Origin of the sequence: Porphyromonas sp., from assembly GCF_030529325.1 — a bacterium.
Lineage (GTDB): Bacteria > Bacteroidota > Bacteroidia > Bacteroidales > Porphyromonadaceae > Porphyromonas_A.
Window position 1 is genome coordinate 1 of the sequence record NZ_JAUMXC010000050.1, and the last position, 14,203, is coordinate 14,203.

Here is a 14,203-nt window from a genome sequence, read left to right on the forward strand (position 1 = left end):
GGGGATCCCAAACAACCCCAAATTTGATAGTATTGGAGTTATTCCGCTCACGTACCACCAACTCCTACACCCCAAAACAAACATTTAGGACACTATTGATCTCAAATGTAACTTTGGGACAAGACAAAAAGATATACGACCTTCCAAAACTATGTGCCTATCTTGTTCAATCAATCAGTCTAACTTGATGCATCAAGTTAGATAACCTTTTCGATCACTAAAAATGCAATGAGTGTCAGCTTACTTAGATTTCTGAAAATGCAAGTAGAAAATGTGCTATTAATCTTAATAGCTAAGGCTATGGCTACCCCATTACATCCATGAAGTCAAGGCAAGTAAAAACAAATAAGGTGTACCGGCGCTTTGCCGATACACCTTATTGTCGAGATACTCTTATTATCTATTAGAGAAGAGCGTCTACCTTTTCCTTCAATACTGCCTTAGTAGCTGCTCCTACGTGCTTGTCGACGACCTTACCGTCCTTGATGAAAAGGATAGTAGGGATGTTGCGCACAGAAAACTCAGCAGGAGTGTCAGAGTTTTCATCTACGTTCATCTTACCGATAACAACCTTACCTTCGTACTCTGCTGCAAGTTCCTCTATGATAGGAGTTACCATACGGCAAGGCCCACACCATTCAGCCCAAAAGTCGACAACAACAGGCTTACCTGATTCTACCTCAGTCTTGAAGTTTGCGTCTGTAAATACAAATGCCATAGTTTTAATTGTTTAAGTGTTTAATAAATATATGTATTGTTTCTTATATTATTCTTCACCTATGTATAAACAATGATAGCGCTACATTAGTTCAGTTCAAACGAGATGTCCTCCAACTGTTCAAGCTTCTCTATAAAGGTAGGAGGGATACTTCGCCCCTTCAACCTGTCAGATTCGAGCTTCAAGACAACTCCACTTGTAGGATCGAGGACACTTATAGTGATATCTATCCCCCCCTCATCTGCCTTCAAGAGGTCCGGAACAAGTTCACTGTAAAGTTCATCTGTCATAGCATAGTAAGGAACATCGATACTTAGATTTTTCAGCAAATCTCCATACACTTCCTCCAAAAGTTGGCAACTCTGTATGGTCATGAAGTAGCGTTCATCACTACGACTTTTCTCAACAGTAGCCCTGAATAAAAGATACAAGCCCTCCTTACCATAGTTCGAAAACTTAGCATAGTTTTGTCCAAATAAAGCAAGCTCTCCGTCTCCGGACATATCCTGAATCCTAATAAAACCACACTGAGCCCCCTTACGCGTCACAGCATCTCTGTAACCCGTAACAATGCCACCAAAGACCATATCACGCCCAACAAACCCTGACAAGTCTGACAAGTTCTCCATCGTAGCATTGCAATGATACTGAAGAACTAATGAATACTTCTCCAGCGGTGATGACGTGAGATAGATACCAAGTAGTTCCTTCTCTTTGGAGAGGCGCTCGATATCACTCCATGGTTGTGCTCTTTTGTCGAGGACCGGCTTAGCCATCTCTTGATATTCACTCTCACCAAACAAAGATACCTGAGCGGAATTTTTCTCATTTTGGGTCTTCAGAGCATACTTCAATAACTTGTCGATAAAGGCCTCATCCTTGTGATCCTCCGTAGAAAAATAATCTTCTCGGGAGAAGTCTCCAAAACTATCAAAAGCACCACTTAACACAAGAGACTCTATCACTTTCTTTGTGCACTGGTTAGGGTTGATCCTTTCAAAAAAGTCATAGACATTCTTGTACTGACCATTTTTCTCTCGTTCTTCGACAATGTTATTGACAGCACTCTTCGATATACCTTTTATGGCACCAAGCCCAAAACGAATATTTCCATTGGTATTTACCGTGAATATGTAGTCAGACTCATTGACATCAGGGCAAAGGACCTCAATACCTATACCTCGACACTCATCAATGTACTTTGTGACTTCAGTACTGTTATTGACATTTCGACTCAACACCCCCGCTAGAAATTCAGCAGGATAGTTAGCTTTGAGATAGGCAGTCTGATAAGCGATCCATGAGTAGCAAGTGGAATGACTCTTATTGAACGCATACTCAGCAAACTTTGTCCAGTCTCCCCAGATTTTCTGCAATACATCTTCCGGATGCCCTTTCGCTATCCCTCCCGCAATAAATTTGCTTTGGAGCGAAGCCATCGTAGGCAAGTCCTTTTTACCCATAGCTTTACGAAGCGTGTCTGACTCACCTCTGGTGAAGTCCGCTAACTCTCGAGACAAAAGCATCACCTGCTCTTGGAAGACAGTAATACCATATGTGTCCTTTAAGAAGCGCTCCATCACAGGCAGATCATAGTGTATAGGCTCAAGCCCATGCTTACGATTGACAAAGGATGGGATATAATCCATCGGCCCGGGACGGTAAAGAGCATTCATGGCTATGAGGTCTTCAAATTTTGAAGGCTTCAGCTGCATAAGATACTTCTGCATACCTGCGGATTCAAACTGAAACACGGCAGATGTCCTACCATCGCAGAAAAGTTCATACGTCTTTTTGTCATCCAAAGGTATAGCTTCTATATCAATAGATATTCCATGTCTCTTTTTGATATTGATAAGAGTCTCCTTTATAATGGACAAGGTCTTGAGACCAAGAAAGTCCATCTTTATCAATCCGGTTTGCTCGATGACCTTACCCTCATACTGAGTCACTAATATCTCTTCGTTGGTCAAACTGTCTCGCGTGACAAATATAGGGACAGTATCAGATATTTCATCCTTTCCGATAATAATGCCGCAAGCATGTACTCCTGTACTTCGTACTGTTCCCTCAAGCCTCATGGCAAAATCAAGAGTTTCTCTTTTGACTTTATCTACACCATTGTATATTTCATTGAGCTCAGGAACATTTTTTATTGCCGTCTCAATATTTATTTTCTTTACATTGGGCAATTTATCCGGGATGAGCTTTGCCAACCTGTTACTATCAGGCAAGGGGAGTCTTACGACTCTTGCTACATCCTTGATCGCACTCTTCGATGCCATCGTACCGTACGTAATGATATGAGCAACTTTCTCATAACCATATTTCTCAGATACCCAGTTGATGACTTCGAGACGTCCATCATCATCGAAGTCAATATCTATATCAGGCAAGGATATACGATCAGGATTTAAAAATCTTTCAAAAAGCAAGTCGTACTTGATTGGGTCAAGATTAGTAATACCCAGCGCATAAGCTACAAGAGAGCCAGCAGCTGATCCTCTACCCGGCCCTACGGACACCCCCATCTCCCTTGCCGCAGCAATGAAGTCTTGAACAATCAAAAAGTAACCCGGGAATCCCATTTTTTTGATGGTTCCCAGCTCAAAATCCAACCGCTCAGTCACGACGTGAGACAACTCTCCTCCATATCTTTTTTTAGCTCCCTCGTATGATAAATGCCTCAAGTAGTCATCCTCCCCATCGAAACCTTCGGGGATAGGGAAGTCAGGCATGAGAGGCTTATTGTCTATGGAGTAGTGCTCTATCTTGTTAAGGATCTCAATCGTGCTGTCAAGAGCTTCCGGTATATCGGCAAAGATCCTATTCATATCGGCCTGACTCTTCAGCCACTCCTGCTTGGAATAATAGAGTCTGTTGGGATCATCATAATAAACTTTGGTATTCATACATATAAGTCTATCATGAGTCTCGGCATCCTCCTCTTTGGCAAAGTGAACATCATTGGTGGCTACAACTTTCACACCTGTCTCCTTGGCAAGTTTGATCAGTTGCTCATTCACCCTCATCTGCTCTTCGTACGTCTCATGATTGGCACGAGGAACTGTCGCTTTGTGTCTTTGGAGTTCAAGATAATAGTCATCTCCAAAGATAGACTTAAACCACAAGACTGACTGCTTTGCTCCATCATAGTCTCCCTTCATAATTAATTGGGGGATCTCTCCGCCCAAGCAAGCACTACTGATGATAAGCCCCTCGTGATGTTCCTCAAGCAGTTCCTTGTCTATACGAGGGCGATAGTACAGGCCCTCGGTATAAGACTTGGAAACCATCTTAATAAGGTTTTTGTACCCGGTCAAGTTTTTAGCCAAAACTATAAGGTGATATCCACTTCTATCAAGCTTTTCAGTCTCTTTCATATGGCGACCTCGGCGGGCACAATAGCACTCACACCCGATGATCGGAGTAAATATCTCTTTTTTGGTCTTTGCTATCTGCTCTTCGATCTTTGACTTCTCGTCATCGGGGGCGTCCGCCAAAGCAGCTTCAAGCTCCTTGATTTTAGACTTTACTCCCTTATTGATTTTGTCTACATAATTCACAAACTCCTTGATACCAAACATGCTGCCATGGTCTGTGAGTGCTATACCACGCATACCATCAGCTCTGGCCAAGTCCACGAGTTCTTGTACCGAAGCCTGACCGTCAAGTATCGAAAAATAAGAGTGAACGTGCAGGTGAACAAAAGGACGTATTACGGTTGTATCTGACATTATCTTCAATTATTTCAAGTCATAAGTATTAAAAAAGTCCTGCTCTGATAGGATCTTTGTCCCCAAGGCCTGTGCTTTTTGGAGTTTGGATGGTCCGACATTCTCTCCGACCACCATCAGAGTGGTCTTTGAGGTTATGCCACTACCAACCTTCCCACCATGGCGAACGATAAGTTCTTTAAGCGCCTCTCGATCGATTGTTGAAAACACACCGCTCACAACAATGACATGCCCGGAAAGAGAGCTACCCAGAGGTGTGTTCACCTCATCAGACTCAGGTACAGAAAAATGCAGTCCATATTGTGCCAACTTTGCGAGCAAAGTCAGATGCCTCTCATCAGCAAAGTAGTCCTTCAAACTCTTTGCTATACGAGGGCCGATACCATCCAACTGTGTAAGTTCTTCCTCAGACATAGCCTTAAGGGCCTCCATATTCTTTACCCTCTTAGCTAAATCACGGGCCACAGTCTCCCCAACGAACTTGATTCCCAATGCATAGAGTACCTTCGCAAAGGGAGTATCCTTTGATGATTGAATGCTATTATAAAGTTTAGTCGCACTCTTTTCCTTAAATAAAGGCAGAGTCATTATATCCTCAACAGAAAGTGCATACATATCCGAAACATCCTTTACGAACCCTCTTGTGTACAATTCGTTGATAGTTTCAGGCCCTATATTGATATCCATGGCTTTGCGAGAAGCAAAGTGCTCAATGCGCCCGACAATCTGAGGAGGACAAGAGACATCATTGGGGCAATAAGTACCGGCTTCACCCTCATCTTTGACAAGGGGAATCCCACAAGCAGGGCAACTCACCGGCATCTCCACACGAGGAAGGGACTCCATGGACTGACGCAATTCATGCTTCACTCCCGTGATCTTTGGTATGATTTCGCCACCTTTTTCGACTACAACCATGTCACCGATATGCAGATCCAGCTCCCTTATGATGTCTGCGTTGTGAAGAGATGCTCTACGTACCGTTGTGCCTGATATATGTACACCTTCGAGATTAGCCACAGGAGTTATGATTCCTGTGCGTCCGACTTGGTAGTCCACACTGAGCAACTTAGTGCATACCGCCTCTGCCGGATATTTGAATGCAATGGCCCATTTGGGGGACTTCGCTGTAAATCCTATTTGCTCATGCAGACGATAGTCATCCACTTTGAGGACTATGCCATCTGTTGCGACATCAAGACTGCGTCTTTCGATATCCCACTTATCTATATATGCCTGTATATCCTCAAGCGAACGACAAAGTCTCGCATGCTCACTGACCCTGAGCCCCATCTCTTTCATCATAGAAAGACGCTCAAAGTGAGAATCAGGCAACACTGTGCTTCTATCTGACAGTAAGTAGTAGAATATGGCCTCGGGCTTTCGCTCGCTCACTACCTTTGGACTGAGCTGCTTGATAGTACCCGCAACGGCATTCCGAGGGTTGGCAAAAAGAGGTTCACCCCTCTGTTCTCTATCGGCATTGATTCTATTGAACTCCGTCCAAGGTAACAATATCTCACCTCTCACTTCAAGTAAGGGTGGAAGATTCTCTCCTCTAAGCCTGAGAGGGATCGATCGTATTGCTCTGACGGAAGCTGTCACATCATCTCCTCTGACTCCATCCCCACGGGTCACAGCTCTTACGAGGATACCATGCTCATAAATCAACGAGATAGACACGCCATCGTACTTGATCTCCGCAACTACAGAAAAGCCTGTCCCTACCTCTTTTGTGATACGCTCATAAAACTCCCCTACCTCACCGACAGTGTATGTATTGGAAAGCGAAAGCATCGGGAACTGATGGGCCACAGATCTATCCCCACTTGTCAAGTCACTCCCTACCCTCTGAGTAGGAGAGGTACTATCATAGTACTCGGGAAAGTCTGCTTCCAAGGACTCAAGGTCCTTCATCATCATATCATACTCGACATCACTGATTGTAGGGCTATTGAGGATATAATACTCATACTCGTACTGCCTCAATTTACCACGAAGTTCCTCTATCTTCTGCTTATAGAGCAAGGACATATTTATCTGATATACTTATCTTTATGTAACACTTACGAAGAAAACAATGAGCAACCCCAAAAACACACCGGAGGGGGGGGCAACAGGGTAGCATTGTGTTCGTATTTCAAAGATACAAAAAGAAAAAGCTCCACCCCTCAGCTTGACAAAATTTGTTTGGCTGATTTTTTACCGGAAGACGCAGCATCTTCAAGCAAATAAAGAGACACGGGGACTCTCAAATCAACGACGTACAATAACTAAGATGTAGAACCCTCAAAATCGATGTGCCTACCTTGATGAAACGAAATGCCTACCTTGATGTCGCAAGGTAAAGAACTTTTCTCGGCAAACATATTTAAGAATAATTATGACTGTGTGATAAACATCGGGAGCTACATCCCTGACAGTAGACCAGAACAGGGCATACAGTCAATAAATAATCGTTATCTTTGAAGATTATAATAAATTGCAACAATATTCAAACAGCGCGATAAAATGACTTTAGCGGATCAGTTCATCCCCGAATGGGCACCACAGGATGCAGTCCTCATAGCTTGGCCAACATCAAGCATGGACTGGGCATATATCTTGCCGGAGGTCGAAAAGACCTATGTAGAGATTGCCCAAAACATACTCAGGCATCAGGCTCTCATAGTACTATGTAATGAGGCTGAGCATATCAGGAGTCTTGTAGGCACGAGTCATCCACACAAACTGATACTCATCGATGGACTTTGCCCCAACGACACTTGGGCAAGGGACTTTGCTCCCCTATCTTGTCTGAGAGAGGGGCACCCTGTGATTGTGGACTTCGGCTTCAATGCTTGGGGGATGAAGTTTGCTGCCAACGTAGACAATACGTTGTCTCGGACGCTATGTCACGAGCGCCGACTCTTTGCCGACAACATAGGCTATGTGAGTGCTCTGGATTTTATTTGCGAAGGAGGAGCCCTCGAGACTGATGGCCATGGGACTTTGATGTCTACCGGCTCTGTGCTATGGGAGCCAAATAGGAATCCTCATATTGCACCAAAAGATCAATTGAATCGGCTATCTAAAGAGCTTGGGACAGAGCAAATCCATGTCCTGAGTGTACCGGCAATGGAAGGCGACGACACTGATGGGCATATCGATACTTTAGCAAGATTTTGCAGTCCTGATACAATTGTCTATAACTATACCGACAATCCGTCCGACCCTGACTTTGAGGTCATGCAGGCATTTCGAGCAGAAATAGAGGCTCTACGTGATAGAGAAGGGAAAGCCTATCGCACATACCCTATCCCTATCCCATCACCATTGCATGATGAAGAGGGCAACAGACTACCTGCGACCTATGCCAACTTCCTGATCATCAATGATGCAGTCCTTGTCCCAATATACAGGACTCCTGAGGACAATGCAGCACTGGCAGCCATACGACCTTTATTCCCCGATCGTGAAGTTATCGGTATAGACTGTCGGGCATTAGTCCAACAACATGGCTCGTTACACTGTATTACGATGCAATTCCCAAAGGGATTTATCCACCAAGACTTGTTACACTAATCCATTAAAGAGTATGAAAGTAGGTATCATCCAGCAACATAACTCCCCTGACCACAATGACAACAAAACACGCCTTGCAGAGTCTATCCGAAAGGTAGCGAAGGAAGGGGCTGAACTCATCGTCCTCCAAGAACTGCACAACGGTCTCTACTTTTGCCAAAGAGAAGATGTCTCTCTATTTGATGAGGCAGAACTGATCCCGGGACCTTCGACCGATTATTTCGGACAACTAGCCAAGGAACTAAATGTTGTCATTGTGCTTTCGCTATTTGAAAAAAGAGCTCCCGGACTTTATCACAACACGTCTGTAGTGCTCGAAAAAGATGGATCGATAGCCGGCAAGTATCGAAAAATGCACATCCCCGATGACCCGGCTTATTACGAAAAATTTTACTTTACTCCGGGAGATTTAGGATTCAGACCCATAGATACGTCTGTGGGCAGACTTGGGATATTGGTATGTTGGGATCAGTGGTATCCCGAGGCTGCAAGACTTATGGCACTTGCCGGGGCAGACTTGTTGATCTACCCCACAGCTATAGGTTGGGAAAGTAGCGATACGCCCGAAGAAAAAGAGCGTCAACGTGATGCATGGGTCACTGTGCAACGTGGGCATGCGGTGGCTAATGGGCTTCCGGTGATCTCTGTAAACAGGGTTGGCTTTGAGAAGGATGAAAGTGGCGTAACAGGCGGTATCACGTTTTGGGGGACTTCGTTCGTTGCGGGCCCTCAAGGTGAGTTGTTGAAGACGTTCCCTACTGATAAAGAGGCAACAGCCGTAATCGATGTAGACATGAAACGTAGCGAAAATGTCCGCCGTTGGTGGCCATTTTTACGCGATCGAAGGATAGAAAACTACGGAGATATTCTGAGACGTTTTATAGACTGAAAGATTGTAAAACTAATACATTATTGTTGAGTCATGTTAGACATTGTCAAAAATGATCCTTGGCTTAGTCCGTATGAGTCTTACATACAGGCTCGCCATGACTACGCACAAATGAGGGAACGAAAACTGCTCAACAACACCCATCTAACCCTCTCTGAGTTTGCAACAGGGCACCTATACTTTGGGCTACATCGAACTGAAAACGGGTGGGTACTCAGGGAATGGGCTCCCAATGCCACAGCAATATATCTACTTTGTGACAAAAATGAATGGAAACCCTCAAGCTATTTTGCATTTGAGGAAAAAGAAAATAAGATTTGGGAACTGCATATCAGCAAGACAGATTTATCTCATGGAGATTGTTACAAATTCCTGATACGTTGGGATGGAGGAGAAGGAGAGCGCATCCCCGCCTGGGCAAAATATGTTGTCCAAGATCCACATACTCATCTCTTTTCTGCAAAAGTATGGACCCCCCTTACCCCATTTGTGTTCATACATGAAAGACCCCAAATAAAAGGCACATCTCTCCTCATCTATGAGACTCACATAGGAATGTCGGGGGAAAAAGAAGGGATCAGCAGTTATAGGGAGTTCAAGGAGGACATCTTACCCAGAATTGCTAAAAAGGGATATAATGCAATCCAGATCATGGCGATTATGGAACATCCCTATTATGGGTCTTTTGGTTATCAAGTGTCTTCATTTTTTGCACCATCCTCAAGATTTGGGACTCCGGATGAACTGAAAGAGTTGGTAGATGAAGCCCATCGCTTAGGGATCTTGGTCATCATGGATCTCGTGCACTCACATGCAGTAAAAAATGAAGTTGAAGGGCTTGCAAAGTTTGATGGCACACATACCCAGTACTTCCACTCAGGGGATCGCATGATGCATCCATTATGGAACTCAATGTGCTTTAACTACGGAAGAAGCGAAGTACTGCATTTCTTGCTATCCAACTGCAAATATTGGTTGGAAGAGTTTCATTTTGATGGATTTCGATTTGACGGAGTGACATCCATGTTGTACTACTCTCACGGAATGGGACAGTCTTTTCGGAGCTATGAGGACTACTACAACGGGCATCAAGATGGTGATGCCATCATGTACCTTACCCTTGCAAATAAATTGATACATCAAGTTCTACCATCCGCTATCACCATCGCCGAGGAAGTCAGCGGGATGCCGGGGCTTGCAGCCCCAATAGAGACCGGGGGATACGGCTTTGACTACCGTCTTGCGATGAACATCCCGGACTTCTGGATCAAAATAATCAAAGAAAAGTCGGATGAAGACTGGCATCCTAGTGAAATCTGGTGGGAACTGACAAACAGACGTCAAGAAGAGAAGTGTATCAGCTACGCAGAGAGTCACGATCAGGCTTTGGTCGGCGATAAGACTATTGCATTCAGACTAATGGACAGGGAGATGTATGCTCACATGGATCGGATTGATACGGATGCGACCGTCGAGAGAGGCATTGCCCTCCACAAAATGATCAGGCTTGTCTGTCTTACAACGACAAATGGAGGCTATCTTAACTTCATGGGGAACGAGTTTGGCCATCCCGAATGGATAGACTTCCCAAGAGAAGGAAACAATTGGAGCTACAAATATGCTCGTAGGCAGTGGTCTCTTCAAGACAACGGGTTCTTGAAGTACAGTTGGCTTGAAGCCTTCGACAACGCAATAATCCAACATGTAAAATCAGTTGAAGAATATGCTGCTTTGGACATCCATCAACTATGGAGTCAGGATAAAGATCAAATTTTGGCGTATTCAAGAGGAGAACATGTCTATGTCTTCAACTTTAGCCCGACAAGATCTTTCGTAGATTATAAAATATTAGCACCTACTGGAGAATATAGCATAATCATAGATTCTGATAACCCGAAATTTGGAGGAAAGGGACACAATGACTCATCGATAAATCATTTCACCTCTCCAGACTCTGAATATACCGGAGAAGGAAAAGGCTTCCTAAGCCTTTACCTGCCCGCACGCACAGCACTCGTACTAAAACGAAATAATACTACAAAACTCTCTATATGAGTAAAAGCAAACTATACCCTTTGAAATTTATCCCCATATATAAAGAGAAAATATGGGGCGGCACCAAAGTACAAGAGTATAAAGGCGTAACCCTTGACACATCCATGGTAGGAGAAAGTTGGGAAATATCCTCCATGGAAGAGGACGTATCTGTTGTGTCAGAAGGAAATCTAAAGGGTAAAAACATCAACGATCTAATACAAGTATACGGTTCTGAGCTCCTCGGAGACTCAGTTTTCAAAAAATATGGCTCCTCATTTCCACTTCTTGTCAAAGTGATCTATGCAGGAGATGATCTTAGCATTCAGGTACATCCGGATGACAGCTTTGCACAAACGAAGCATCAATCGAAAGGTAAGACCGAAATGTGGTACATATTGGAAACAGAGCCGGGGGCATTCATCTGTAAAGGATGGAACAAGGATATCTCTCCGGACAAACTAAAAGAAATACTAAAGACTGACTCTCTAATATCCTACCTCAACAAGTACGAAGTAAACCCGGGAGATGCCTTTTATCTACCTGCCGGTAAAGTACATACAATCGGCAGGGGATGTCTGCTTCTCGAGATCCAAGAAGCAAGTGATATTACTTATCGCCTATATGACTATAATCGTAAAGACTCCAAAGGAAATTTGAGGGATCTGCATATAGACGATGCTATCGAAGTATTGGATTATAGTGCAGAAGCTTTCGCCCCCTCTCATATAGATAGTAAAAACAAGCTTCCAATTCTCTCAGAATACTTTAGAATAGAAGTGCTGCATTTTCAGGGTATGACTCTGCTTCCAGTTAAAGGTAGGGATTCCTTCACTATACTCTTTTGTATCAGCGGTAAAATATCGATAAAAACAGATGCAGGCAATACAGATCTACATCAGGGAGAAACCCTCCTCATACCAGCCTCCATCGAAGAATGTATTCTCACACCTGATGGCAGAGCGTCTATTATCGAATGCTTCGTCCCTTGTTATTGAGAAAAATGTTTGATAAATCACTCATAGACTTTGTACATCGACACGCTGATGCAGATATTATACAGTTGATCCTTCACAAGGACAAATACCCTGATATCGATGTAAGACAAGCTGTAAAATGTATTGAGGGACTCAGAAAGCTTCAGAAAAAACTTCCACTATGGGCAAAACACAGGGATGTCATGGTCCCGGATCCAGTAATGGTCGAACAAGCTTCAAGTTATGAGACCGCCCTATACAAAACTCGTTTTGTTCCCTCCCACAATAGCGTAATTCTAGATATGAGTGGAGGACTTGGGATTGATACATCTCTTTTTTCAAGTGTAACCGTAAATAAAACTCATTACCTGGAAAAAGATCCCGATAGAGCACATCTTGCCTCACACAATTTCTCGATATTAGGATTGTCTAATATTGAGACACATGTTGGTGTTGCAGAAGAAGAAGGCATAGATTTAATAAAAAGGTATCTCCCGGAATTGATATTCATAGATCCGGACAGAAGAGCTCAAGACAAAAAGAGATCATTTTTTATTGAAGACAGCACTCCCAACATCAGAGAGTTAATCCCCAAAATTACATCTATTCATCCCTCTTGTCATATTCTTATCAAACTATCCCCAATGATAGACATCTCATATCTTAAAGAGGCTATAAAGACGAACTTTGATATACATGTGGTATCATCTGACAGAGAGTGCAAGGAGCTATTGGTCCATATTAGATCTAATGACTCAAAAAAACAACAAAAGATATTTGCGATAGAGCTATTCAAAACTTCAACATTTTATCTTCAAACAACTCCCAACAAAGGAGAGAAACCCATATATAAAGATCAGTTAGGAAAGTTTATTTATGATCTTTATCCATCTGTCGCAAAGATTGGTTTGGAGTATTTCTTCAATTTTTCATCGCAAGTATCTCAAGTACACCCTAACACTCATCTCTACTTCAGTGATAGATTTATTGAGAGCTTTCCTGGTCGAAAATTTGAAGTTATCAGCTCTTTTGCCTGGGGGAAGAAAGCAATAAAAGAACTTAAAGAAAAAGAGTTCAATGTAATTGTAAAGAATCTAAATACATCTCCTGAAAAGGTAATAAAGGACTTTAAGATCAAAGAGGGAGGAGAGGACTATCTCTTTTGCTTCTCAATGGGAAATACCACCCAAAAGCAACTAATAATCGCTAGGAGGTTGGGGTAACAATCTTCCCAATCAAAAAAACAATGCCCGCAACAGTGGCAAATGACAGTTGCGGGCGTTATCTTATTCTCATAAAAGAGTTTACGAGTATCAGTCTTTAAAAGAAAATGGATATCGGATATGCTCTAAAAAAAGACCCTCAGCCGGAGCTGTCGTACCGGCAAGTTCTCTATCTTTTGCCTGCAAAGCAATTCTAAAATCATTAAGACTCATTTTGCCCCGTCCCACCATAAATAGTGTTCCGACCACAGATCTGACCATGTTTCTCAGAAAGCGGTCTGCCTCTATCTCGAAATACCATTTATCTGAAGCCGTCTGTATCCAAATGGCTTTAGAAACGGTACAAATATGAGTTTTTACATCTGTATGCCTTTTGCTGAATGTAGTGAAGTCATGAGTCCCGACCAAACACTCAGCAGCTTGATTCATGAGTTCAAAGTTATAAAATCCTCGTAACCTTGTCTCATATTGGGTTGTAAAAGGATTCTTTGACAAACTTACATAGTAACGGTAGCAACGAGAAGACGCGTCAAAGCGAGCATGAGCATCTTGGGATACGGGATATATGCCGAACAAGCAAATATCTGAAGGCAAATACCTGTTTAGGTGATCTCTCAAATCAGTACGAGACTCGAGACTCAGAGACATAGATGTTTCAAAATGTGCCACTGCATATCTTGCGTGGACACCTGTATCTGTTCGACCTGCTCCTGTAATGCTGATCTCTGCACGCAATATTGTAGACAAAGCTTCTTCTAAGACTCCTTGTACAGTACGGCCTTTCGGTTGTATCTGCCAACCAAAAAAATGAGATCCATCATAAGCCAATGTCATAAAATAGCGAAATCGTTCTTCCATATCAATAGTTTACAAAACAAAACACACCCTACCAAAGATAGATATATCTCGATAAGGTGCATCCTACTTTATTAACTCATATTCAAGTTAACATTATATTATAACATACCGAACCAAGGAAGTTGACAAGTTATACAACAGTCATACTACAACTACTGCCACTCCTATAAATTCACCTAAAAATCTCAAGCCTTCATACAAGA

Annotated in this window: 9 protein-coding genes; 5 read left to right on the forward strand and 4 right to left on the reverse strand. The window is 43.0% G+C overall.

The window, feature by feature from the left end:
- Positions 1–403: 403 nt before the first annotated feature.
- From trxA to ligA, 3 genes are all read right to left on the reverse strand, one after another.
- Complete coding sequence (trxA, locus tag Q4A14_RS07460) at positions 404–718, reverse strand: thioredoxin (protein WP_303171116.1); 315 nt, start codon at positions 716–718, stop codon at positions 404–406.
- Positions 719–804: 86 nt separating this feature from the next.
- Entirely contained in the window at positions 805–4,437 is a 3,633-nt protein-coding gene (gene dnaE / locus Q4A14_RS07465; protein WP_303171127.1) for a DNA polymerase III subunit alpha, read from the reverse strand.
- A gap of 27 nt (positions 4,438–4,464) precedes the next feature.
- Positions 4,465–6,489, reverse strand: coding sequence for an NAD-dependent DNA ligase LigA (ligA, locus tag Q4A14_RS07470; RefSeq protein WP_303171118.1), 2,025 nt, complete (start codon positions 6,487–6,489; stop codon positions 4,465–4,467).
- A gap of 477 nt (positions 6,490–6,966) precedes the next feature.
- On the opposite strand from ligA, the gene Q4A14_RS07475 reads away from it, so the two are divergent.
- The 5 genes from Q4A14_RS07475 to Q4A14_RS07495 are packed head-to-tail and all read left to right on the forward strand — an operon-like array spanning position 6,967 to position 13,142.
- Positions 6,967–8,019, forward strand: coding sequence for an agmatine deiminase family protein (locus Q4A14_RS07475; protein WP_303171119.1), 1,053 nt, complete (start codon positions 6,967–6,969; stop codon positions 8,017–8,019).
- A 13-nt stretch (positions 8,020–8,032) separates the two neighbouring features.
- Positions 8,033–8,908, forward strand: a complete 876-nt coding sequence (locus Q4A14_RS07480; RefSeq protein ID WP_303171120.1) for a carbon-nitrogen hydrolase — start codon at positions 8,033–8,035, stop codon at positions 8,906–8,908.
- Between the two features lie 33 nt (positions 8,909–8,941).
- Positions 8,942–10,963: an alpha amylase C-terminal domain-containing protein gene (locus Q4A14_RS07485; protein WP_303171121.1), complete on the forward strand. Its 2,022-nt coding sequence runs from the start codon at positions 8,942–8,944 to the stop codon at positions 10,961–10,963.
- Positions 10,960–11,940 (forward strand): type I phosphomannose isomerase catalytic subunit, encoded by a 981-nt coding sequence (locus Q4A14_RS07490; RefSeq protein WP_303171122.1) that lies wholly within the window; start codon positions 10,960–10,962, stop codon positions 11,938–11,940. Before Q4A14_RS07485 ends, Q4A14_RS07490 begins: the two co-directional genes overlap by 4 nt.
- Before the next feature lie 5 nt (positions 11,941–11,945).
- Positions 11,946–13,142 carry a hypothetical protein gene (locus tag Q4A14_RS07495; RefSeq protein WP_303171124.1) on the forward strand — a complete coding sequence of 399 codons (1,197 nt, stop codon included), beginning with the start codon at positions 11,946–11,948 and terminating at the stop codon, positions 13,140–13,142.
- A 90-nt stretch (positions 13,143–13,232) separates the two neighbouring features.
- Here Q4A14_RS07495 and truA read toward each other — a convergent pair whose 3' ends face one another.
- Positions 13,233–14,000, reverse strand: a complete 768-nt coding sequence (gene truA / locus Q4A14_RS07500; protein WP_303171126.1) for a tRNA pseudouridine(38-40) synthase TruA — start codon at positions 13,998–14,000, stop codon at positions 13,233–13,235.
- Positions 14,001–14,203: the final 203 nt, after the last annotated feature.

Coding starts and splice junctions, on each gene's coding strand:
- Q4A14_RS07480 (WP_303171120.1), top strand. CDS start 8,033: ATGAAAGTAGGTATCATCCAGCAACATAACTCCCCTGACCACAATGAC.
- truA (WP_303171126.1), bottom strand. CDS start 14,000: ATGGAAGAACGATTTCGCTATTTTATGACATTGGCTTATGATGGATCT.
- ligA (WP_303171118.1), bottom strand. CDS start 6,489: ATGTCCTTGCTCTATAAGCAGAAGATAGAGGAACTTCGTGGTAAATTG.
- Q4A14_RS07490 (WP_303171122.1), top strand. CDS start 10,960: ATGAGTAAAAGCAAACTATACCCTTTGAAATTTATCCCCATATATAAA.
- Q4A14_RS07495 (WP_303171124.1), top strand. CDS start 11,946: ATGTTTGATAAATCACTCATAGACTTTGTACATCGACACGCTGATGCA.
- Q4A14_RS07475 (WP_303171119.1), top strand. CDS start 6,967: ATGACTTTAGCGGATCAGTTCATCCCCGAATGGGCACCACAGGATGCA.
- Q4A14_RS07485 (WP_303171121.1), top strand. CDS start 8,942: ATGTTAGACATTGTCAAAAATGATCCTTGGCTTAGTCCGTATGAGTCT.
- trxA (WP_303171116.1), bottom strand. CDS start 718: ATGGCATTTGTATTTACAGACGCAAACTTCAAGACTGAGGTAGAATCA.